The organism is Metaclostridioides mangenotii, from assembly GCF_018917235.1.
Lineage (GTDB): Bacteria > Bacillota > Clostridia > Peptostreptococcales > Peptostreptococcaceae > Metaclostridioides.
Genome location: NZ_JAHLOF010000005.1, coordinates 136,219 through 158,184 on the forward strand (window position 1 = coordinate 136,219; position 21,966 = coordinate 158,184).

The window sequence follows — 21,966 nt, forward strand, 5'->3', positions numbered from 1 at the left end:
TCCTCCAGATTTTACATATAATATATTTTTATTAGACGTCACGTCAAAGTCTTAAATTGATTAGACAGAACCTAATCAATTTCATTATTTTCCTTTAAAAATAATAATTTTCCAGATTTTAATCCCCATATTTCATCCAAATACATACATACTTTTTTTGAATGAGTTACGATAATAACACATTTATCATGATTATGGGCTAATGATACTAAAATATCCATTATTTTTTCTTCAGTTTCATTATCTAAATTTCCTGTTGGTTCATCGGCAATTATTATATCTGGATCATGAGCAAGCGCCCTGGCAATTCCTATACGTTGCTGTTCCCCACCAGATAAATTTAGGATTTTTCTATTAGCTGTATCAGCGTCTATTCCAACGTCTTTTAGTAAATTATAAATATAATTATCTTCATTTTTTTTCTTTACATCACTTATATTCATCGATAATAGTATATTTTCTTTAGCTGTAGCATTTAAAAGTAAATTATATCCTTGAAATATAACCCCAATATCATTGGCTCTATATAAATCCCTATCTATTGACTTTAAGCCTTTATCTTTGTATAAAACTTCTCCCTTAGTACATGTATCAAGGCCTGATATTAGAGAAAGTAATGTACTTTTTCCTGCTCCTGATTTTCCTACTATCCCATAAACTTTTCCTTTTTCAAAGTTTATATTTATATCCTCAAAAACATCTTTCTTTCCACCTTCATATCTATAACTTACATCTATTAAACTCAATAAACTCATATCTACCTAATTCCTTTCTGATAATATTTTTCTTGGTTCAAATCTCATTATATATACAATTCCAATACCAATAGATATTGCTCCAAGTAACAGTGCTATTAATGTTATTCCCATAATTGCATCACTGTTCAGATGTACATTTAAATTAGTTATTGGATCTACATTTGGAGCTGCTCCTCCGCCCATTCTAAACATTATTCCTTCAGATGCACTTTGATTTTGAGCCTCTATTTGAGTTTTTAGGAGTACATTTGAAATTGATTGGGCAGATAAACTAGCAATAGACAATCCTACAACTAATGAAATAGCTATTGTAGATAATGTTTCGAAGATTAAACCAAGTGCAACCTTACCTTTTTTCATTCCCATTGCTCTAAGAACACCAATTTCATATTTTCTTTCACGAATTCCTAAGATAGATATTAAAATTAAAATACTACCGCCAAAGCATAGTACTAATATCATAAACATGTTGGCTATCTTTTGTAATCCTTCAACAGGCTTAACAATTTCATCATAACTTTGAGAATCTGTTGATACATCATATAACTTATTTAATCCCAATTTATGTGCTTCTTCATTAAACTCACTTAGTAAATCTGGATCTTTTAAGAAGAATTTCGCATCTACTGAAATTAAATCATTATTTGTTTTTACTTTGTATGGTTTTAAAGTATCGAAAGTTGTAATAATTTCATTTTTTCTATTCATCATAGGATGCTTAAAGCCATAATCTTGAGATTTAGTTCCATCATAATAAATTCCAGAAATAGTTAGTTCTAATGGATCATATTTATCAGGATCATCTGGGTTTTGAACTTTAAAAGTATCTCCTACTTTTAGATTGTTTAATTTAGCAAAATCTTCACTAACTATAGCTTCGCCATTTTTTTCTGGCATTTTACCATCAGTGACTTTCCTATCACCCTTTTTAAACTCATCTAATCTTGCAGAATTAAGTCCTCCATTAATAGTTAGATTAGAATCTTTTGCATTTTCAGATCTTTCTTTTCCCTCAGTAACAGCTCCTCCAATATTACTAGAATTTTTATTATTTTTTTCATATTCATCTTGGTCTAGTGCTTTTAGCTTATCACTATAACCACTGTAACTTGCAGTAAATATTGTCTCTTTTAAATATTCCGATTTAGACAATTTTTCTAGTAAATCATATTTAGGCCCAATGGATTCTACTGACTCTATACCATCTTCTTGTACTTTTTCCATAATTTTTTCTTGATCAGGCTGAATAAATACTTCTGAACCAAATCGATTTTTATAATCTTTTATGATTTCACCCGAAGTAGTATTTATAACAACCGAAATAGCTACACATGAAAGTATTGCAATCATTATAACACCAAGTAAAATATTACGACCTTTATTCCTCGCTAAATTTTTTAGTGCATTTTTTAAAATATACATCCTTTAAACTCTCCTTTTTTCAACTTTGATTGTAAACACAGTATAACAAATTAATTGTTTACTCAATGTTAACCCTCGAACTAAGGATTAAATATAAAATAAAAATTACTTTTTATATTCAGAGAAGGATAAATAAAAACAAGATCCTTTATTTATTTCACTATCTACAATTACAAAACCATCACATAAATCACACACATGGGACACTAAGCTTAATCCTATTCCATAACCATCCTTATTTAATTCATTAATTCTATACTTATTATCAAATATTTTTCCAATAGAATTTTTATCCATACCTATTCCATTATCTTTTACTGTAATAATAACACTATTATTTTTATTTTTAACAGATACTTTAATAGATTTTCCACCTCCATATTTTACTGCGTTATCAACTAAATTACTTATCGCACGATATATCCACCTTTCTTTTGCTAAAATTATAGTATTACTTTCATCATCAAAATCAAATTCAATATTCTTATATGTTTTACTATATCCATCGCAAATAGATGCGCAAATTATGGAAATATCTACTTCTGTCATCCCTTTATCAACTTTTACATCACTTAAAGTTAAAATATCATCTATACTATCTGAAATATTATCTATGAATTTAATATACTCTTGATTATTATCTATTTCTAAATTAGTCCTTAAAATCGCTATAGCATTTTTTTGTTCATGCGATAAATAGGAATTTAATCTTTTATATTCATCTAAAGACTGATTAAATTTATCCTCTATATTTTCATAGGCAATACCAAAAGATTTACTTACCAAAGCTGGATCAAAATCGTCCTCCGGTGTATTAAGCTTATTAACGATATTTTCAATCTCCTTATCATGAATCTTACTCAAAATTATCCACAATATAATAGATGCAATTATAAAAATAGAAAAAGATATCAAAATAGTACTTGCTATATCTTCAAATCCACTCTTTAAATATACTTTTCCAATTTCCCCTAAATCCGTTAATCGTTTTAATTGTAAATTTTTCCAATAAGGATATTCTATATTTTTATATATATTACTTAATCCATTACTTTGAAAATTCATTCTCTCAACAATTTCTCTATTTGCATTTGTACCAAAATCAACAATATAAACTTTAGTAGCTTTCATATGTTTACTTTCTTCTAAATTACTAAATGAACTCTTAACCCCATAAATCACAAAAATCACAACTAAGGTTAATATTAAAGAGTATATAGTTATAACTAATCCACTTTTTAAATTTTCTCTACGCATAAAATATATCCCTTTCCTCTAATATTGGTTAATACATCATCCCCATAGACATTGCTTAATTTCTTCTTAAGCCTTGCAATATGTACTCTTAATACAGATGAAAATGGATCAAAATCTTCATCATATATATGTTCTGCAATTTCCTCACTAGATACTACCGCCGGATGTTTATAACAAATATATTCTAAAATATCAAATTCTTTAGTAGACATTATTACTTGTTTATTATCTATATGAACAGTACGGGTAATCGGATTAAGCTGTAGCTTACCTATGTTTATTATTGGATTTGTACGACCATGAAATCTTCTTATTACAGCATGAATCCTTGCTCTTATCTCTAATAATTGAAATGGCTTTGTTATATAATCATCAGCTCCAGTATCTAACCCTAAAGCCATTTCCACTACCTTGTCCCTAGCTGTAATGATAATTACTGGGATATGTATTGAAGCTTTGCGTAAACAGCTTAATACTTCTATTCCGTCCATGTCTGGAAGATTTAAATCTAAAAGAATAACATCATATTCATTAACAGTTGCTTTTTCTTCACCATCCTGCCCTGTATTTGAGACATCTACTTTAAAATTCATTCTTTCTAAACCAACCTTCATAGAATTAGCTAATTCTATATTATCCTCTATAACTAATATACGCATTTTTGTACCTCCTAATATACTATCTAAATATTAACCTTTTTCGAAATTATAACCTAACCTTAATTATTCATCAAATAATTAAAACTTACTAATTAATTTATAAATAACTAAAATAGCTTTAAATAACGAATTAATGCACTTTAATATTCTATAATTTGCTAATACTAGTCACACAAAATAAGATATTACCATTAAGTTATTATAATATCTTTTAATATTGAATTTTAGCCATGTCAAAATATTTTTACATAGATAATTTGAAATATTTTTATAATGTAAATTATATTTTCATTGAATTTGGATTTATTTGTATAATTGTTTTATAATTAAGCTAGTTACAAAATATTTTATCGACTAAAACTAACTGAATGACAAATACATTATATAGAACTATTATCTCAATGAACATATGATTGATTTATAGAAAGGGAATTTTATGAATATTAGTAAGCAACTTAAAAACTATCGAAAAGAATTTAATATATCTCAATGGATCTAGCAGAAATAATTCATGTTTCTTATTATTTCTGTATTTAAATTTGTTAAAATTTAATACCTCTATTTTACTGTCAACTGTACTTTTTATAATAACCTATGTTGGATTTAAGTTAGAAAATCATACAATATTAAATTAAGTATCATTATTTTATGTTTTTTATTTTCTTTAGCAAATTTAGGCTTAGGATTATATCAGTTTAATATAATTAGTTTCTAAATTTAACTTTAAGGACTAGTTATATATTTAAAACAAATATAAAGCCCTTAAAATCTAATAAATGGATTTTAAGGGCTTACTATATAATACCAACTAATTTTTACTATTAAGTTTATAACTGGCTCCCTTGTTGAAAGGATAATAATTCCATTTAGTATTCCGGATTACCTGTGGAAAAATAATTATACCAAGGTTCAATCATCACAGATGGAAGAATTTCTAGATATTCGACAATTTGTTTTGCCCATAATAAACTTCCAGCTGAACTTGAAGTAATTAAATTTCTATCTGTTACTGAAAGCGCATTTTGATACAAGCCTTTACCAGTATACATATTAGAAAAGAGAGAAAGAAACTCAAAAGAATTACTTGTATGAGTATATTTATTTAGAATGCCTAAGTTACTGAGTGCTAGTGTAGCACCACATATTGCACCAACCAGAATTCCTTTGCTAATAGAACTTTTTGCAACTTGTAATATACTTGTATGAATTGATTCGTTCCATGTGTCAGCGCCAGGAAGAAGAATTGCTGCTATATTATTCTCGTCGATTTCTTCTGTAGAACAATCTGGGGTAATAGTAAAACCTCCTTGTGTACGAATAGTTTCTTTGCTGTGACTGACTGTTTTCATAGTATATTTTGTATTTTGTTTCATGCTAATAGCTGACATGATGAAACCTAATTCCCAATCAGCTAATGTATTTAAAATATAAACGTAAATAATTTTTTTCATCATTTGCTCCCTTTTTATAAAGTCTTTGACTATATTATTTTGTAGTAATGTTTAATTCTAATGTCATTCCATTTTCTATAGGATAGTATGTACCACTTCATTCCATATATTTTCTCGAAGTCACTAGTTCCAGAGCCAGCCTTCAATTATTTTCAGAAATGTAGAATACTTGTTATCTATAAAACTACCACGATCTTTCATAATAATGTTACCTTATTTATTACCGATCTCAGCTTGAAATTTAGTAAACCCATTAACCACTGATGTAGAGTTATGTACTTCTTTTTTATCATAATATAAATAAATATATTGTACTCTGCATGCATTATACCTTTCATTTTTCCTTCTATTTGATATATTGCATTAGCTTTGGCAATTTCTTCATTATCTATTCCTCCTTTCCTTTTAAGTACAACATAAATATAACAAACCCAATATGACTACATCATGTCATATTGGGTTAAAATTTCTAATGCGGCTTTTTTTATTGAATCTTTGAGAGCTAATGGTTTTATGACTTTAACTTCTCCTCTAAAACTTAATATTAGTCCGATAAACCAATCATCTATTGGCATATTTTTCTTAACAATTAGTTTATCTTCCAGCTCAGTGATAACTTCTTCTGAAAAAGTGTCGTATACTTTTGATTTAATATTTTTGCTAAACTCTAATTCTACTAAATCAAACAATGTTCTATCTTTTAAGTTAGAAAGGATTTTATAGAATGCTTCCTCATTAATACTTTGATATTTTGAATCGTCAAATACAATATCCAAAATTTTCAAGTTTCTAATTCTTGATAATCGAAATAGTCGGAAATCTTGTCTCTTTTTACAAAAACCATACAAGTACCATGTATGGGATTTGTAGACTAAATTAATAGGCTCAATTTCACGAATAGATTCTACATTATTAAAAGATGTATAGTTCAGCCTCACAGTGAGTGATTTGTCAATAGCGGACTCTATTTTATTGAATGTAATTTTATTTGTCGTCCATAAACTAAAGTCAAAAAAATAGGTCTCTTTAGTAGTATTAGGAATAGATAATCTCATTTTTTCTTTTAGCATTTCTATTGCAGGAATCTTTGTGGTATTTGAAATACTTTGACTTATATTTAAAATAATTTTTTGTTCTTCTTCTGTAAATAAAAAAGAATCCATTTTATAATTATCAGCTAAATAAAAACCACCATTATTACCTCGTTCCGAGTATATTGGGATTCCTAATAAAGTTAAGGTGTCAATATCTCTGTAAATAGTTCGTGTGCTTACTTGAAACTGAGAAGCAATATCTTTCGCTAAAATCTGCTTTTTTGAAAGCAACATGATAATAATATACATTAATCTTTCTATTTTCATTTAAAATCTCCTCTCTGTCACTATCTATTTTATAAAGTTCATCCTTCAATAGCAATTAAAACCGGTTAAATTTAAATAAATTTATTACAAAATAAATGCACATGGAATGTATAACAAATATAAAGCTCTTAAAATCTAATAAATGGATTTAAAGGGCTTACTATATATCTTTTAATATCAGTAGGGGATAGTTGAAGAAAGATTATATAAAAGGGAAACTGATTCAATAGATATGATTAGCATCTGTTTTATTTTCAGCTTATTTTTATATATGCAGACATAACATATTACTAAAAAAATTAAAATAGATGAAAAGAAATTATTAATAGAATACATCAGGAAGAAGGAAGTAGATAACAATAAACAACATTATGACACTTATATTAATAACTTAAGGATTTGTTAAGATTTTTTATAAAATTATTCTTAATAATTAGCTATGTGCTATAATACCAATGTTGACACAAAAATACACATACAATTAGGGGGGGTAAAATGGATATTAACTATAAGGAAATATTTAGAAAAGAATTAAATAATATAGATAACTACACAAAGTATATAGAAGATAATTATTATATACAGACTGAAAATCTTAATAAAGTAATAGGAATAGAAGAATTGTATAATTTAATTTCTAGTGCTAATTCAAATGATAATATAGATAGAGAAATTATTAATAAGATAAATCAAGAAGTAAACAAACATATAAAAATATATGAAAATAAACTTGAAGAAACAATAAATAAAAATGGAGAAAAAGTAAACTTAGATAATATAAGACCAAAAATTATAGATGACAAATCATTGAAATTCATAGTTGATAAGGAAATTTGGGGAAAGAATGATCTAAATTTCCTTTTAAATAAAATGTCTTTAGAAGAGAAGATAAGTGTATTGGAAGTACGGATGCAACAATAATAAAAAGTAGTATAGATAATTATGCAGATAAAAAAAATACATTTATTAGAAGCATTAACTTTACAGATATTGAACAACATATACCCGATATAACTATAAATGATTATAGCTGGATTGAAGAATGTAATATAGAAGATATTAAAGAATTAATAAAATATTATATGTGTGATGCTAAGAATGGAATAATAAATGAAATCGAGTCTAAATTAGATAAGTTAAAAACGCTTAAGACATTATATCAAGTGTTTGATGATTATAATAAAATAAATATATATAGGCAATCATTTATACTTGCAATGACAGCATTTGATGCTTTTATAAAAGATTATGCAAAAGAAGTTTTTCTATATGATTTCGAAAAATTTGTTAAAGAAATAAAAAAAGAAAAGCAAAAGATTGATTATTCAGAAATTTTGATCCATGATACAATAGAGGACTTCAAACGAGCAAAAGTTGAAGAATATGTTGAAGATATTTCTTTAACCAAAATGGTAAAAATCATAAATAAAATAAACTCCTTTTTAAATAATATAAATAGTTATAAAGGATTATTAGAAATGATCAGTAGAAGGAATATACATATACATAAAGGTGGGATATGTGATAAAAAATATATTGAAACTGCTGAAGGTAATATATATAACATAGGTTTAAATGAGTATATATCAATCGATAAGAATTATTACAACGAATGTATTATTACGTTTTCGAAAATATTAATGACTCAAATAAATAAATAGAGTAGCTATTATGCTACTCTTATTTACTCTCTACATTCATTAGGTAATTTATCTTCTCTAATTCCCTTTAATACTGGTTGCCTTAATGAGCCTTTATCGTTTGGCATATACTCTACTGTACATACAAGAGTTGGCTCTATCCAAACCGCATCCTCATTGCCTGATCCTGAAGGAACGTTTTTGATTGGTGGTAATCCAGTATTTTTATATTTATATTGATTTAGTTTTCTAAGGCTTCCACCTAAAGTAACATGTCCTTTGTATATCAATTCGTTTTCTTCATTATATTGTGCGATAACTAAACTAGTCATATTATTTTCTTTTAATATATAACCACATACAACAAAGTCTTCATCCTTCATATACTTAATTTTTATCCAGTCCCTACTCTTTTTACCGAACCAATATATACTCTTTTTATCTTTTGCAACTATGCCCTCTAGTTTTTGATTCTCTGCAACCTGGTATAAGGCTTTTCTCTTTCCTTCTATATATCTAGATATCGCAAATCAACTAGCATGTTAAATTAATCTAGTTCTTTTCTATCTTTTCTATATATTATAGTTATGTTAGATATATACTATTACTATATAAGTATACCTGTATGATTATAATTATATGAGTATACTTATATGTCTTTAATTCATTATCTGTAAAATATCGTTTTATCTTTTAATTCTTTTACTTCTGAACTGTATCTTAGGTATTCTCCGAATCTATTTAAACCTTCTTCGCAAAAATTCATTCCAGCACCTTCAAATAATAATATTTTTTTCATTTTTAACTCTCCTTTTTATCTTTCCGATATTTCGGAATTGTTTTGTAAAATTTTTTATTTCTTAATTATATTATACCCTAAAATCCGAGTTTTATCAACGAAAAATCGGATTTTAGGGTATAAAAATTAGTCTAATTCTAACAATTCCAAGGGATCTATATTTAGAAACTTAACTACCTTTTCAAATTCTTCTACTTTAAATTTAGTTTTTCCGCTTTCTTTATCTGCATATGTTGAAAGAGCCATATCACTAAATGTTGCAACTGTTTGTTGATTATAGCCTTTAGATTCTCTGATTTCTTTTAGTTTTTTATATTTCATCATGTCACCACCTTCTTTTTATTTAATATAGCATAATATAAATATATTTTCTATAATACAGACATTTTTAATTATGCAAAAAAAATTGAAGGATTAAAGTAAAAAATGTTGTAATGCTTTATTTGACTTGATTAGAGGATTTAGGGTATAATATATATAAGAATATAAGAGTAGGAACACAAACTAATTCGTTTAGGTGCTACTCCTAGTCAATAATTTTAAACATTATCGTTAGACGCATCCGAATGGCAGTTCGGGTGCGTCTCTATTTTATGTACTTTATCTTTTACAGCTATATAATTATCAAGTACTTTATTAAAAAGACTTAATACTTTATTTATAGCATAAAGATAACTAGCTATATATGCTAGTAACATTAAAATAAAATTCTCCATATGTTCACCTCCCTTCTAAAAGAGATGGGAGTTAAAAGTATGGAGCAACACACCCGAATCCTGTTATGTTCCTAATTATATTATACCATAATTTACAGAAAAAATCTGCTAAAACATGGAAAAAACATAGTATTTCCAACGTTTTCAGACAATAAGACTTTCCTTTATAAGCAATAGAATTAGTGAAGCGACCAGCAGAGCAGAGGTTTTGGGAGCAAACGGAGTTTGAATAATTACTGAAATAATTTCCTTCAAATCAACAGCCACCTAACCTAAATATATTATTATAATTATATCGTTATACATATACTTATACAATTATAATCAGGTTTATAATTGTAATAAAAAAACCGAGGGTGAAACCCCTCGATGAGATGTTAATTTCTCAAATTATCGGCTTTGCGTCTGGCTCTTTGATTACTATTACTTTGAAAGAATCCACACCTATTAAAGTTTCTTGCTTACACTTTGGACAATACAAAGGAAGATTAATTAATTTTGTATCTTCTCGTACTTTTATTCGTGTTTTATTTCTACAGATGGGGCAAATAAGCCACTCCTTCCTCAAGAATTAACACCCCCTTATAATTTTAAAAACCGCCTTAAATTGCTTGCAGTATATGAATTTTCACAATTAATAAAATCCAATGGATAACCCTGAAACAATAAATTACCGCCTAAGTTCCCTCCCTTTGGGCCAAGGTCAATGATCCAATCTGCTTGACTTATAATCGATAAGTTATGTTCCAACACAATTAATGTATTTCCCTCTTCTATTAACTCATGAAAAAGCGTTAATAAATTATCAATATCTGATTCGTGCAGACCTGTACTTGGTTCATCTAAAATTATAATTTCAGACGATTTTTTCGTTAACATTTGAGCTATCTTTAATCTTTGCAATTCTCCACCAGAAAATGTATCAAGAGTTTGACCGAGTTTTATATAAGAAAGATTGGCTTTGATAATGGATTCCAATGTTTTTTTTATCAATGAATTATCATAAAATAACCGCATTGCCTCTTGTGCTGTCAAATTAAAGATTTCGCTTATATTTTTTCCCTTATATCGATATGAAAGTGTTTTATCATTAAACCTTCTTCCTTGGCACTTTTCACAAATCCGTTGGGAATCTCCTAAATAGGCTAAATCAAGCTTAACAGTACCTTTTCCCTTGCATTCGCGGCAAGCACCTTTCCCATTTACCGAAAACAAAGTTATATCTACATTATTTTCTCGGCTAAATATCTTTCTAATTTCATTAAATATATTTAAATAAGTAGTAATATTAGAACGATTAGATACATGAGGTAAACTTTGATCTAAAATCGTTGACAGGGGATACTTACTTTTAAAAAGCTGCCTTATCAATGTGCTTTTTCCTGATCCGGCAACTCCAGTTATTAATGTTAAAGCATTTTTGGGGATATTAACTGAAACATTTTTAACGTTATTTTTTGAAACATTTTCAAGGTTATAATAATTTATAAAACTTTTTTTCTTTGTGTTGATCCTATGTTTTTTCAAAAATGTTTTGGCTGTAATTGTATTAGAATGTAGCAGCTTTTCAAATGTACCTTTAAAAGTTACATTCCCTCCGTCAACCCCAGCTCCTTCGCCAAAGTTTATTACTTCATCAGCAATAGCAATCATGTCTGGATCATGGTCTACAAACAAAACAGAATTTCCTTTGTTCTTAATTTCTCTCAAAATATTATTGATGCCTTTGATATCTTGTGGGTGCAAACCAACGCTAGGTTCATCAAAAATATAAAGAACATCTGACAATGAACTATTTAAGTATTTTGTCATCTTAATTCTTTGTGATTCTCCGCCAGATAAAGTACTTGTAGCTCGATTTAATGTTAAATAGTCTAATCCTACCATACATAAGCCTTTTAATTTCAACTTTAACTCATTCTTAATGATTTTCACTTCTGTATCTTCAATATTGTTGATAAACTCAATTAAATCCGTAACGGACATATTACAGCAGTCCGCAATGGATTTATCAACGATTTTTGCACGTAACACTTCATCATTTAATCGAGAACCATGACAAACAGGACATACACTTGTGGTTAAAATTCTATCTAAATCTTTTTTATACTTTGTACTATCCTCATAAACAAAACTATCCATAATTCGTGGTACAACACCAATATAATCTGCTGTTTTATGCCATTTTTCACTAGGTTTTTGTGGCTTAATCTTAGCTGAATATAGCAATAATTCGAGCTCATCATTTGAGTAATCAGAAATCTTTTTGTCGTTATCAAAAAAACCAGATTCTGTATATCTTGTTAGTCGCCAGCCGTTATTCTGAAAAGTAGGAAATTGAATCGCATTTTCACTTAAAGATTTATCAAAATCAATCAAATTCTCAATGTTGATTGATTTTACTTCACCCAATCCCTTACAATGTTTACACATTCCTTCTGGATTATTAAATGAATATTTCATAGAATAGCCAATAAACGGAGTAGCAATTCTGGAATAAAGTAATCTTAAACTAGAATAAATATCTGTAATTGTTCCTACTGTTGATCTGGAATTCCCACGAATTCTTTTCTGATTAATCACTAATGAAATAGGGAGATTTGTGATGGAATCAACAATAGGCTTTTTGTATTTAGGTAACAAATCCTGAATATAACTAGAATATGTTTCATTTAACAGTCTTTGTGACTCACTTGCAATGGTATCAAACACTAAAGACGATTTTCCCGAACCTGAAACTCCGGTAACAGCGACTATCTTATGCTTAGGTATAGTGAGAGAAACGTTTTTGAGATTATTTGTTGTGGCATTTTTTATTATTATAGAATTATTCATAATTTTCTATCCGTTCCTTTCTTAACCCGCTTGATAATTTACTAGATAAACGAGCAAATTCTTCTTGTTCCTCTTTCGTAAATGACTTCAATGCAGATTGATAAAGTGATGTATGCTTATTTGAAATACCTATCAATAGTGTTTTCCCCTCATAAGTAATAGAAGTATATAATTCTCTACCATCTAGTTGATTAGGCAATTGTTGTATATATCCCAATGATTTTAAATTCTTTAACGCTTTTGATAACTTTGTTCGTGATGTTCCCAAAATAACGCTTAAGTTTGAAGGCAGAATCTCTCCTTCTTTTTCTAATTGATATAGAATATCATATTGTAACCATGAAATATTTTTTGGATTGACAAGCGTTCTTTCAGCAACCATTTCGCATTGTAAATCTATTAACGATGTTTTTAAATTCATTACAATTTCCCTCCTTAATATAAATGCCATATGGAAATTATATCACATTAGAAATCATTTTTAAAGATGATCTTTATTCTATTCAGTTCTCACCACTTTTCTCAAGTATCAAATCAAATTGTGATACTTGTGTTGTTTTTGTCTGCTGGTCGAGATATTTCACTGCCATCGATACCGTGATTTGATTGCCCTTACGATTATAAATAGGATTTACCAGTTCTTGAAAGATATAATCTTTTCAGATTGGCCTCAAAAATCCTCATTCACATAGTAAGAAAGCTCACTGACTGTAGCTGTAGGATAGAGCTTCTTCCAGCCCTCATATTTCAGTGCTTCGTCCATCCGAATGCTCCTTAGAAAAGTTTTGAGCCAGTTCAAAGGTATACTGATTGCCACGACTAGCCACATAGCCTAAGAAAACACCGCCATAATTGTAGGATTGGATAGCCGATTCTAAATCAACGCCTAGTCTAACTGCACTGGCTAACAATTCACTAAAATACTTCACACCTTGCTTGATGGATTCTTCTGTACTATGAGTTAGGTGGAAGACCCAGCGATTCCGAGGACTGCATAACATCTTCCGCAGTACCGCTACTTACTGTCATTAACTATATTTTCTATAGTACATTCATTTATATTAAAACACTGAATTTCCGTCATTCCATCTGGTAAAAATATTTTACCATGTCCCTTACCTCTTAAATTCACCAATGCTTCCTCAATACCACAAACAACTTTTGATGCTTCTTTAGTCTTTGTATTAAGTCCTATTATTGTGTTTATATTGTTTTTAAGCATACCAGGTAATATTTGAGAATATGGTGCTTGTGTTGTTATTATTACATATATACCTGATGCTCTACCTTTTGCTAATAAGTCCGCCAAACTATTATAAAAATCCTTATTGTCTTTCGGGTTAAATGATGCCAGTTCTTCTATTACTAAAAATATATACGGTAATCTTCGTATTCTTCTATAACTATTAATATCCTTACAACCCTGCTTTTCTAATTTGTATATATCTCTTATTCATTTCGCTATTCAATTTTTGGATTATTTCTTCAATACATTTTGTCCCTTCACCATAGTATTTAACTTGTTTAGCATCCTTAAAACAATACAAGTCTACTAACTTTTAACGCACTCTTCTGTTATTGTAATCTCAATTCTCAATTCTTTTTCCCTCATTTTTATGTATTTTAGAGGGAACCTATATTTGTAAAGCACCCTCTAATCAACTATATCCATTTATAGTAGTCTTTCTCTACTTTAACGTTTGTGATTATATTTAAAATATGACCACAAAACTTACAGAAATATTCATCATAACTTATCAAAACTCTATCATTGCCTACACGCACTGTCCTCGTGATAGAATTCCTTGTGTATGAATGCTTATGTTCTTCTTGTCTAGACATTCTACAATCCCCCTTTAGATTGTATCGAAAAATTTCCTTACAATATCTATTTATTATTTTGAAAATTAGTTTATTATTTAATTTTTACTTACTTTTCAAATCATCATCTTTTAGATTATCTAACTCTAATTGACTTCTTAAATAAATATTTTCCTTAGTAAGATCAATACATCTATTAAATACATCATCAGACAATTCCATGTCCTCTAAATGTTTTCTATACTCCACTAACCTTCCTGCTATAAATGCCACTATAATTAAAATAATGACTAGAAGGATAAGGGCTAATATACTTCCTATATCGTTAATCATTTTATACCTCCAAAAATAAATTCCATATAATATTTCTAACTATATATTTGGCATTATGAATTAAGTTTAAGTTTTCTAGGCTATTTCTAATCTCCCTTATAGTATTACTATATGGAAAAGCTATATTTATGATATAAGCTATCTCTGCATCTATTCTTGATTGATTATATCTTAAAGAACACCTATATTAACGCCCCTATCCCAACCAGGACAAGTATTATTACAAACGCTATATCATTAATCATTTTCGCCCTCTAAATCTCTTTCAGCCTTAATTAAAGCGTCATGAATGTTATATGCTACATCTATCTAAAAAAAGTCATGAAAAAATGTAGAAAAGATAATTGACAAACTCTTGCAATAAGATAATTTGATGTTATGTGGTAAATTGCTGATGAAGATGATTTAATTTGCCCTTAGAAATTCCCTAAGGCAACTATAGATATATTAGAAAAGAATAAAAGAAGCAATAGGAGAGTGCTTCTATTTGAAAATAAAAAAACGGTTATTGAATTGGTAAAAATTAGATAATTTAATTTTATAGTATTATAATAGTATCATAAGTAAAAAAATAAACCGCATATATGTTGATTTATCAACATATACACGGTTTTTATATACTACTCCCACTCTATTGTTCCTGGTGGCTTTGAAGTAATATCGTATACTACTCTATTTACACCATCAACCTCATTGATTATTCTATTAGAGATTTTCTCTAAAATATCATAAGGCATATTGTACCAATCAGAAGTCATACCGTCAGAAGAATTAACAGCTCTTAATCCTACTAAGTGAGCGTAAGTTCTTTCATCTCCCATAACTCCAACTGTCATTACATCTGGTAAAGTTGCAAAAGCTTGCCATATTTCAGTGTAAAGTCCAGCTTTTCTAAGCTCGTCCATATAAACTGCATCAGCTTCTCTTAATATGTCACACTTCTCTTTTGTAACTTCACCTATAACTCTTATTCCAAGTCCTGGACCAGGGAATGGATGTCTAAATATTAGATCTTCATCTATTCCTAACTCCAGACCTATTTTTCTAACCTCATCTTTGAATAGTTCTCTTAATGGCTCAACTATTTCTTTGAAATCTACATCTTCTGGTATTCCTCCAACGTTGTGGTGAGATTTGATTGTAGCCGCATCTCCTAGACCGCTTTCTATAACGTCAGCATAGATTGTTCCTTGAACTAAGAAGTCCATTTTTCCTAATTTATTTGATTCTTCTTCAAATACTCTTATGAATTCTTCACCGATTATCTTTCTCTTAGATTCTGGCTCAGTAACTCCTTTTAATTTTCCTAAGAATCTATCTTGAGCGTTAACTCTGATTAAGTTCATATCAAATCTTTCTTTGAATATTTTCTCGACATCGTCTCCTTCATTTTTTCTAAGTAGACCGTGATCAACAAATATACAAGTAAGGTTGTCTCCTATTGCTCTGTGTATTAATACTGCAGCAACTGATGAATCAACTCCACCACTTAATGCGCATAGTGCTTTTTTGTCACCTATTTTTTCTTTTAATTCTTTAATTTTATCATCTATAAATGAAGTTGTAGTCCAATCTCCACTTACTTTACATATATTGTATAAGAAGTTGCTTATAATTTTGTGTCCTTCTTGACTGTGCTCAACTTCTGGGTGGAATTGTACTCCATATATTTTCTTAGCTATGTTTTCCATAGCTGCCACAGGGCAAACCTCTGTAGTTGCAACTATATCAAATCCTTGTGGAGCTTTTTCTATAAGGTCAGTATGACTCATCCATACAGAACTAGTTGTAAGACCTTCAAATAATGCAGAGTCTCCGTAAGTTATCTTTGTTTTTCCGTATTCTTTTTCTTGTTTTTCACCTTTTCTAACTACACCACCTAAAGTGTGAGCTATCAACTGATCTCCATAACATATTCCTAGTATTGGGATATCTAAATCAAATATATCCGCTGATATTTGCGGAGAATCAGGTAAATATGCACTATTCGGGCCACCTGTAAATATTATACCTTTTGGATTTTTTGCTTTTATAGCATCAACTCCTGCTGTGTATGGAATTATTTCACAGTATACATTATTTTCTCTAACTCTTCTAGCAATCAATTGGTTGTACTGACCACCGAAGTCTACTACTAAAACTAGTTCATGTTTCATAATCTCTCTCCTTACAATTAAATTTATTTTACATTATATATAACTATATTAACACACATTTTATAATTTGATAACTCAAACGAATATTTACCAAATTATTTCACATTTTCGTTCGGCTTATAAATCTATACAAAAAACCTGTATAATAACTTCCAATACTTCGGAAAGTGAAATTACTATACAGGTCTCCAGAAGAGCTTATAAAATTATTAGCCAACACATAGGGATATTAATCAGCCTACATATTTACTTTAATAGCTATTCTGCTATAATAATTTCACTCATAGATAAGATATTTACGGTATCTTAGGGGTAACTCTCAGACCTTATTACTGAGTATATACGAGTGATTTTATATTAAATTTATAATTTCAGCTGAGTACTAATTTATCACAAATTCAAGTATTATGTCAATAAGTTTTCGTCAAATTCTTCTATATTTCTCGAATTTATACTGTCAAAAATATTAATTAATGGGAAGCCCTGTTTTTTCAGCTATTTTTTTGCATTCTTCGTATTTAGGTACGAACTTTATTAACTTATCTTTATAATATCCCAATTTAACAGTTATTAAACCATATTCTGTATTAATTTTGGTAAACTTTCTCTCAATAGCACTCCTTTTATACTCTATGAATCTAACACCAAAAGTGCTAGTTTCTCTGAGAATTATCTCTGTAAATTTATCTTTGTTAAACCTGAGGATCTTCTCGATTTACTTCTTTTCCCATATATAAAGCCATCTCCATATTTAAACTCCATTATAGCAAGTGATAGATCATTAGTATTTCTTCTTGAAATTAAATCAGATTCCTATATTGATTATTAACTTGATTTACACGCATCATATTTCCACCACGATAGTAAATATTTATATAATTATTTTAATAATCAATTTAACAAAAAAGAGTTAGGAAATTAATCCTAACTCTTAAATCTTTAATTTATCATTACATTATTGCACTACCCCGACCCCGAATTTCGACTCAGCAAATGGATCGATTTTTCGAGTATAGCGACAGTCAATTTGGTACTGTTAGATAACCAAGTGAACTTGATATCGTTCCATTTTGCGGCTAGACTACATCATTCCTGGCATTCCGCCACCCATTGGAGGCATTCCTGCTACTGGATTTTCTTCTGGTAAATCAGCTACAGCAGCTTCTGTAGTTAAGAATGTAGCACCAATCGATGCAGCATTTTGTAGTGCTGTTCTAGTAACCTTAGTTGGGTCTACTATACCAGCATCAATCATATTTACGTACTCTTCATTTAATGCATCGAATCCTATTTCAGGTTTAGAATCAATAACATTTTGAACTATTACAGCTCCTTCAAGACCAGCATTTACTGCTATTTGTTTTAATGGTGCTGTAAGTGATTTTCTTATTATTTGAGCTCCTAATTTAACTTCGCCTTCTAGACTATCAACTAGTTTATCAACAGCTGGAATAACATTTACTAAGGCAGCTCCACCACCTGCAACTATACCTTCTTCAACGGCTGCTCTAGTAGCGTTTAGAGCATCTTCTATTCTTAATTTTTTCTCTTTCATCTCTAATTCTGTTACAGCTCCAACTTTAACTACTGCAACTCCACCTGCAAGTTTAGCAAGTCTTTCCATTAATTTTTCTCTATCAAAATCAGATGTTGTATCTTCTATCTGATTTTTTATTTGGTTAACTCTATCTTCTATCTCTTGTTTATCTCCTGCTCCATCTACTATTGTAGTGCATTCTTTGGTAACCTTAACTGAAGAAGCTTTACCTAACATTTCTATTCCAGCTTCTTTTAAGTCAAATCCTAATTCTTCAGATATTACTTGAGCACCTGTTAGTATTGCTATATCTTGAAGCATTTCTTTTCTTCTATCTCCAAATCCTGGTGCTTTAACAGCAACAACATCGAAAGTTCCTCTTAATTTATTTACTATTAATGTAGCTAAAGCTTCACCTTCTACATCTTCTGCTATTATTAATAATTTTTTACCCATTTGAACTATTTGCTCAAGTATCGGAAGTACTTCTTGTATATTAGTTATTTTCTTATCTGTTAATAAGATATATGGGTTGTCTAAAACAGCTTCCATCTTATCTACATCTGAAACCATATATGAAGATAAGTATCCTCTGTCAAATTGCATACCTTCAACAGCGTCTAACTCAGTATTCATCGTCTTAGACTCTTCTACTGTTATTACGCCTTCTTTTCCTACTATTTCCATAGCCTCAGCTATTAATTTACCTACTTCTTCATCTCCTGCAGAAATTGAAGCGACTTGAGATATAGCTTCTTTTCCTGATATTGCCTTTGATTGATTTTTTAATTCTTCAACTGCCACTTCAACAGCTTTTTGTATCCCTTTTCTTAAAAGTATTGGGTTAACTCCTGCAGTTACATTTTTAAGCCCTTCTCTTATTATTGTTTGAGCAAGTAATGTAGCTGTAGTTGTACCATCTCCTGCTACATCATTTGTTTTAGTAGCAACTTCTTTTACAAGTTGAGCACCCATATTTTCAAATCTATCTTCTAATTCTATTTCTTTAGCAATTGTAACACCATCATTTGTTATAAGTGGTGATCCAAATTTTTTATCTAATATAACATTTCTTCCTTTAGGTCCTAATGTAACTTTAACAGTATCTGTTAATTTATTTACACCAGCTTCTAAAGCTCTTCTTGTTTCTTCTGAAAACATAATTTCTTTTGCCATCACAAATCCCTCCATCTTATTTCTAATTTTTTATTAACTCTGTACCGTATATTAATTGTTTATTTTCACGCAAATTGAAATAGCTATTAATTAAATAATAACTATCTCAAGATATGTATTAGTCTACTAATACAGCTAATACATCACTTTGTTTTAATATAGTAAACTCTTCACCTTGAAGTTTAACTTCTGTACCTGCATATTTTTGGAATATTACTTGATCTCCAACTTTCAACTCCATAACAACTTCTTTTCCATCTACTATACCACCAGGACCTACTTCTACTACTTCAGCAACTTGAGGTTGTTCTTTCGCAGCACCTGGTAATACTATTCCACTTGCAGTTTTCTCTTCTGCTTCTACTTTTTTAATTACTACTCTGTCAGCTAATGGTCTTATCTTCATTTTTACTCCTCCTATACTATGTAGAAATAAATTTTATTTTATTATTTGATTTGTTATCACTCTATCCAATAGAGTGCTAATAATTATTATAATATACCAACTCTACATAATTTTCAATACCTTTTTTGGTAATTTCTATAATATTGGTGAAAACAATCTAGCAACTGATTCTTTAACTTTTCTAGAAAATCCTCTCTTTTTAAAATTCTCTAAAGTAAGTTCCTTACTACACTTTAAATCATTATAAAAATCATCTGTCATTCTCTCTATCACTTTTTTATCATAAATAAATGCGTTTACTTCGAAGTTTAGCATGAAACTTCTAAGATCCATATTTGCAGAACCTGCTGAAGCTATTTCATCATCAATAATTACTACTTTAGAGTGAATAAATCCTTTATTATACAAGAATACTCTTCCACCAGCTTCTAATATTTCTTCGAAATAGGAATGTGATGCAGTGTTAACAATCTTATGATCTGCAATCTTAGGAAATATAATTATTACTTCCACACCTATTAAAGCAACACTCTTTATGGCCTTTAAAATACTTTCGTCTGGTATAAAATACGGTGTTTCTATATAAACTCTCCTCTTAGCCTGGCATATCGCTGTAAAGTAAGCATAGTGAATATCTTCCCAGTCGCTATCTGGTCCACTTGCAACTACTTGAATCATGCTATCCCCTATGTAATCCATTGTCGGGAATAGTTTTTTCGCATCTATTACTTCTTTTGTAGTATAGTACCAATCTATTATAAATGTCATTTGGAGCATGTAAACAGCAATACCTTCTAGTCTTATATGTGTATCTCGCCAATATCCAAACTTCTCTTTTTTGCCTAAATATTCATCTCCAATATTAATGCCGCCAGTGTAACCAATTATTCCGTCAATTACAACGATTTTTCTGTGATTTCGATAGTTTAATTTTCCACCTATAATAGGAAATTTTGTGGGTAAGAAAGCTATGATTTCTATACCAACATTTCTCATTTCATTAAAAAACTTCCTATTAAACCAAAATCTCCAACAACCTACATCATCGTATATTATTCTTACTTTAACTCCTTGTTTAGCCTTCTCAATTAGTTCATTCTTAATAACACGACCTATTTCACTATCTTTAATAATAAAGTACTCTAAATGTATATGATCTTTTGCATTTCTTATGTCTTTTATTAAATGTGGGAATTTTTCATTGCCATCTATAAACACATCTACTTTATTATTCTTTGTAAATGGAAACATTCCTGTTTTTAAAAGCAAACTTATAACTCTTTTTATTCCACTTCCATCTTCTTCTTCTGAAAGCAGCTTATTTTGCTTTATCGATTCAATCTCTAATTCAACAACTTCTTCAATTTTTTCTAAAGTATCAAATAATCTTTTTTCCTTTATAGTGTTAGCGAGTTTCTGAGTCTTAAATAATTTTATCTTCCTTATATTTCTCCCAGAAACAGCATATACTACTAACCCTATTCCCGGAAACAATATAAACATCATCAGCCAGGACATTGTTTTTGCGGGGTCTCTATTTTCTAAAAGTATTATTAAAGATATAATAGCCCCTGCTATATATGATATGGCTAAATAAATTAGAAACAACGTTAATCCTAATCCCATAAATACTACTCCT

General features: G+C 29.2%; 23 protein-coding genes, 3 pseudogenes and 1 riboswitch. Of the genes and pseudogenes, 2 read left to right on the forward strand and 24 right to left on the reverse strand.

The window, feature by feature from the left end; translation table 11 throughout:
* Window positions 1-71 precede the first annotated feature (71 nt).
* The 6 genes from KQI18_RS09035 to KQI18_RS09060 form a co-directional block, all read right to left on the reverse strand.
* On the reverse strand, window positions 72-755 hold the full coding sequence (locus KQI18_RS09035; RefSeq protein ID WP_216467464.1) for an ABC transporter ATP-binding protein: 684 nt from the start codon (window positions 753-755) through the stop codon (window positions 72-74).
* Window positions 756-761: 6 nt separating this feature from the next.
* Window positions 762-2,180 (reverse strand): ABC transporter permease, encoded by a 1,419-nt coding sequence (locus KQI18_RS09040; RefSeq protein ID WP_216467465.1) that lies wholly within the window; start codon window positions 2,178-2,180, stop codon window positions 762-764.
* 105 nt (window positions 2,181-2,285) lie between these two features.
* Window positions 2,286-3,437 carry a sensor histidine kinase gene (locus KQI18_RS09045; protein ID WP_216467466.1) on the reverse strand — a complete coding sequence of 384 codons (1,152 nt, stop codon included), beginning with the start codon at window positions 3,435-3,437 and terminating at the stop codon, window positions 2,286-2,288.
* On the reverse strand, window positions 3,419-4,096 hold the full coding sequence (locus KQI18_RS09050) for a response regulator transcription factor (protein WP_216467467.1): 678 nt from the start codon (window positions 4,094-4,096) through the stop codon (window positions 3,419-3,421). Before KQI18_RS09050 ends, KQI18_RS09045 begins: the two co-directional genes overlap by 19 nt.
* A gap of 866 nt (window positions 4,097-4,962) precedes the next feature.
* A complete protein-coding gene (locus tag KQI18_RS09055; RefSeq protein ID WP_216467468.1) occupies window positions 4,963-5,547 on the reverse strand; it encodes a DJ-1/PfpI family protein in 585 nt (194 codons plus the stop codon).
* A gap of 440 nt (window positions 5,548-5,987) precedes the next feature.
* Window positions 5,988-6,908: a helix-turn-helix transcriptional regulator gene (locus KQI18_RS09060; RefSeq protein WP_216467469.1), complete on the reverse strand. Its 921-nt coding sequence runs from the start codon at window positions 6,906-6,908 to the stop codon at window positions 5,988-5,990.
* Window positions 6,909-7,403: 495 nt separating this feature from the next.
* Here KQI18_RS09060 and KQI18_RS09065 point away from each other — a divergent pair, with 495 nt between their 5' ends.
* Window positions 7,404-7,829: a hypothetical protein gene (locus KQI18_RS09065; RefSeq protein WP_216467470.1), complete on the forward strand. Its 426-nt coding sequence runs from the start codon at window positions 7,404-7,406 to the stop codon at window positions 7,827-7,829.
* A gap of 161 nt (window positions 7,830-7,990) precedes the next feature.
* Window positions 7,991-8,569, forward strand: a complete 579-nt coding sequence (locus KQI18_RS09070; protein ID WP_216467471.1) for a hypothetical protein — start codon at window positions 7,991-7,993, stop codon at window positions 8,567-8,569.
* A 23-nt stretch (window positions 8,570-8,592) separates the two neighbouring features.
* Here KQI18_RS09070 and KQI18_RS09075 read toward each other — a convergent pair whose 3' ends face one another.
* From KQI18_RS09075 to cls, 18 genes and pseudogenes are all read right to left on the reverse strand, one after another.
* On the reverse strand, window positions 8,593-8,931 hold the full coding sequence (locus KQI18_RS09075) for a hypothetical protein (protein WP_216467472.1): 339 nt from the start codon (window positions 8,929-8,931) through the stop codon (window positions 8,593-8,595).
* 15 nt (window positions 8,932-8,946) lie between these two features.
* Window positions 8,947-9,072 (reverse strand): annotated as a pseudogene (locus KQI18_RS14555) (hypothetical protein); the annotation flags it as partial.
* A gap of 143 nt (window positions 9,073-9,215) precedes the next feature.
* On the reverse strand, window positions 9,216-9,347 hold the full coding sequence (locus KQI18_RS14325; RefSeq protein ID WP_272876222.1) for a hypothetical protein: 132 nt from the start codon (window positions 9,345-9,347) through the stop codon (window positions 9,216-9,218).
* A 126-nt stretch (window positions 9,348-9,473) separates the two neighbouring features.
* Complete coding sequence (locus KQI18_RS09085; RefSeq protein WP_236887714.1) at window positions 9,474-9,671, reverse strand: helix-turn-helix domain-containing protein; 198 nt, start codon at window positions 9,669-9,671, stop codon at window positions 9,474-9,476.
* 215 nt (window positions 9,672-9,886) lie between these two features.
* Complete coding sequence (locus KQI18_RS09090) at window positions 9,887-10,063, reverse strand: hypothetical protein (protein WP_216467473.1); 177 nt, start codon at window positions 10,061-10,063, stop codon at window positions 9,887-9,889.
* Between the two features lie 385 nt (window positions 10,064-10,448).
* Entirely contained in the window at window positions 10,449-10,631 is a 183-nt protein-coding gene (locus tag KQI18_RS09095; protein WP_216467474.1) for a cysteine-rich KTR domain-containing protein, read from the reverse strand.
* A 14-nt stretch (window positions 10,632-10,645) separates the two neighbouring features.
* Entirely contained in the window at window positions 10,646-12,898 is a 2,253-nt protein-coding gene (locus KQI18_RS09100) for an ATP-binding cassette domain-containing protein (RefSeq protein ID WP_216467475.1), read from the reverse strand.
* Window positions 12,891-13,319, reverse strand: a complete 429-nt coding sequence (locus KQI18_RS09105; RefSeq protein WP_216467476.1) for a MarR family winged helix-turn-helix transcriptional regulator — start codon at window positions 13,317-13,319, stop codon at window positions 12,891-12,893. Before KQI18_RS09105 ends, KQI18_RS09100 begins: the two co-directional genes overlap by 8 nt.
* An 82-nt stretch (window positions 13,320-13,401) precedes the next feature.
* A pseudogene (locus KQI18_RS09110) lies at window positions 13,402-13,628 on the reverse strand (conjugal transfer protein); the annotation flags it as partial.
* Between the two features lie 28 nt (window positions 13,629-13,656).
* Window positions 13,657-13,918 (reverse strand): annotated as a pseudogene (locus KQI18_RS09115) (lysozyme family protein); the annotation flags it as partial.
* Window positions 13,914-14,207 (reverse strand): hypothetical protein, encoded by a 294-nt coding sequence (locus KQI18_RS09120; protein ID WP_216467477.1) that lies wholly within the window; start codon window positions 14,205-14,207, stop codon window positions 13,914-13,916. The gene KQI18_RS09120 and the pseudogene KQI18_RS09115, both read right to left, overlap by 5 nt.
* 353 nt (window positions 14,208-14,560) lie before the next feature.
* Entirely contained in the window at window positions 14,561-14,740 is a 180-nt protein-coding gene (locus KQI18_RS09125; protein WP_216467478.1) for a hypothetical protein, read from the reverse strand.
* Between the two features lie 84 nt (window positions 14,741-14,824).
* Complete coding sequence (locus tag KQI18_RS09130; protein ID WP_216467479.1) at window positions 14,825-15,052, reverse strand: hypothetical protein; 228 nt, start codon at window positions 15,050-15,052, stop codon at window positions 14,825-14,827.
* 620 nt (window positions 15,053-15,672) lie between these two features.
* Window positions 15,673-17,208 (reverse strand): glutamine-hydrolyzing GMP synthase, encoded by a 1,536-nt coding sequence (guaA, locus tag KQI18_RS09135; RefSeq protein WP_216467480.1) that lies wholly within the window; start codon window positions 17,206-17,208, stop codon window positions 15,673-15,675.
* Between the two features lie 264 nt (window positions 17,209-17,472).
* A riboswitch (purine riboswitch) is annotated at window positions 17,473-17,574 on the reverse strand.
* Window positions 17,575-17,674: 100 nt separating this feature from the next.
* Entirely contained in the window at window positions 17,675-17,923 is a 249-nt protein-coding gene (larC, locus tag KQI18_RS14560) for a nickel insertion protein (RefSeq protein ID WP_216467572.1), read from the reverse strand.
* Window positions 17,924-18,289: 366 nt separating this feature from the next.
* Window positions 18,290-19,921 carry a chaperonin GroEL gene (gene groL / locus KQI18_RS09145; RefSeq protein ID WP_216467481.1) on the reverse strand — a complete coding sequence of 544 codons (1,632 nt, stop codon included), beginning with the start codon at window positions 19,919-19,921 and terminating at the stop codon, window positions 18,290-18,292.
* Between the two features lie 118 nt (window positions 19,922-20,039).
* Window positions 20,040-20,327: a co-chaperone GroES gene (locus KQI18_RS09150; protein WP_216467482.1), complete on the reverse strand. Its 288-nt coding sequence runs from the start codon at window positions 20,325-20,327 to the stop codon at window positions 20,040-20,042.
* Between the two features lie 135 nt (window positions 20,328-20,462).
* Window positions 20,463-21,953, reverse strand: coding sequence for a cardiolipin synthase (gene cls, locus KQI18_RS09155; RefSeq protein ID WP_216467483.1), 1,491 nt, complete (start codon window positions 21,951-21,953; stop codon window positions 20,463-20,465).
* Window positions 21,954-21,966 lie beyond the last annotated feature (13 nt).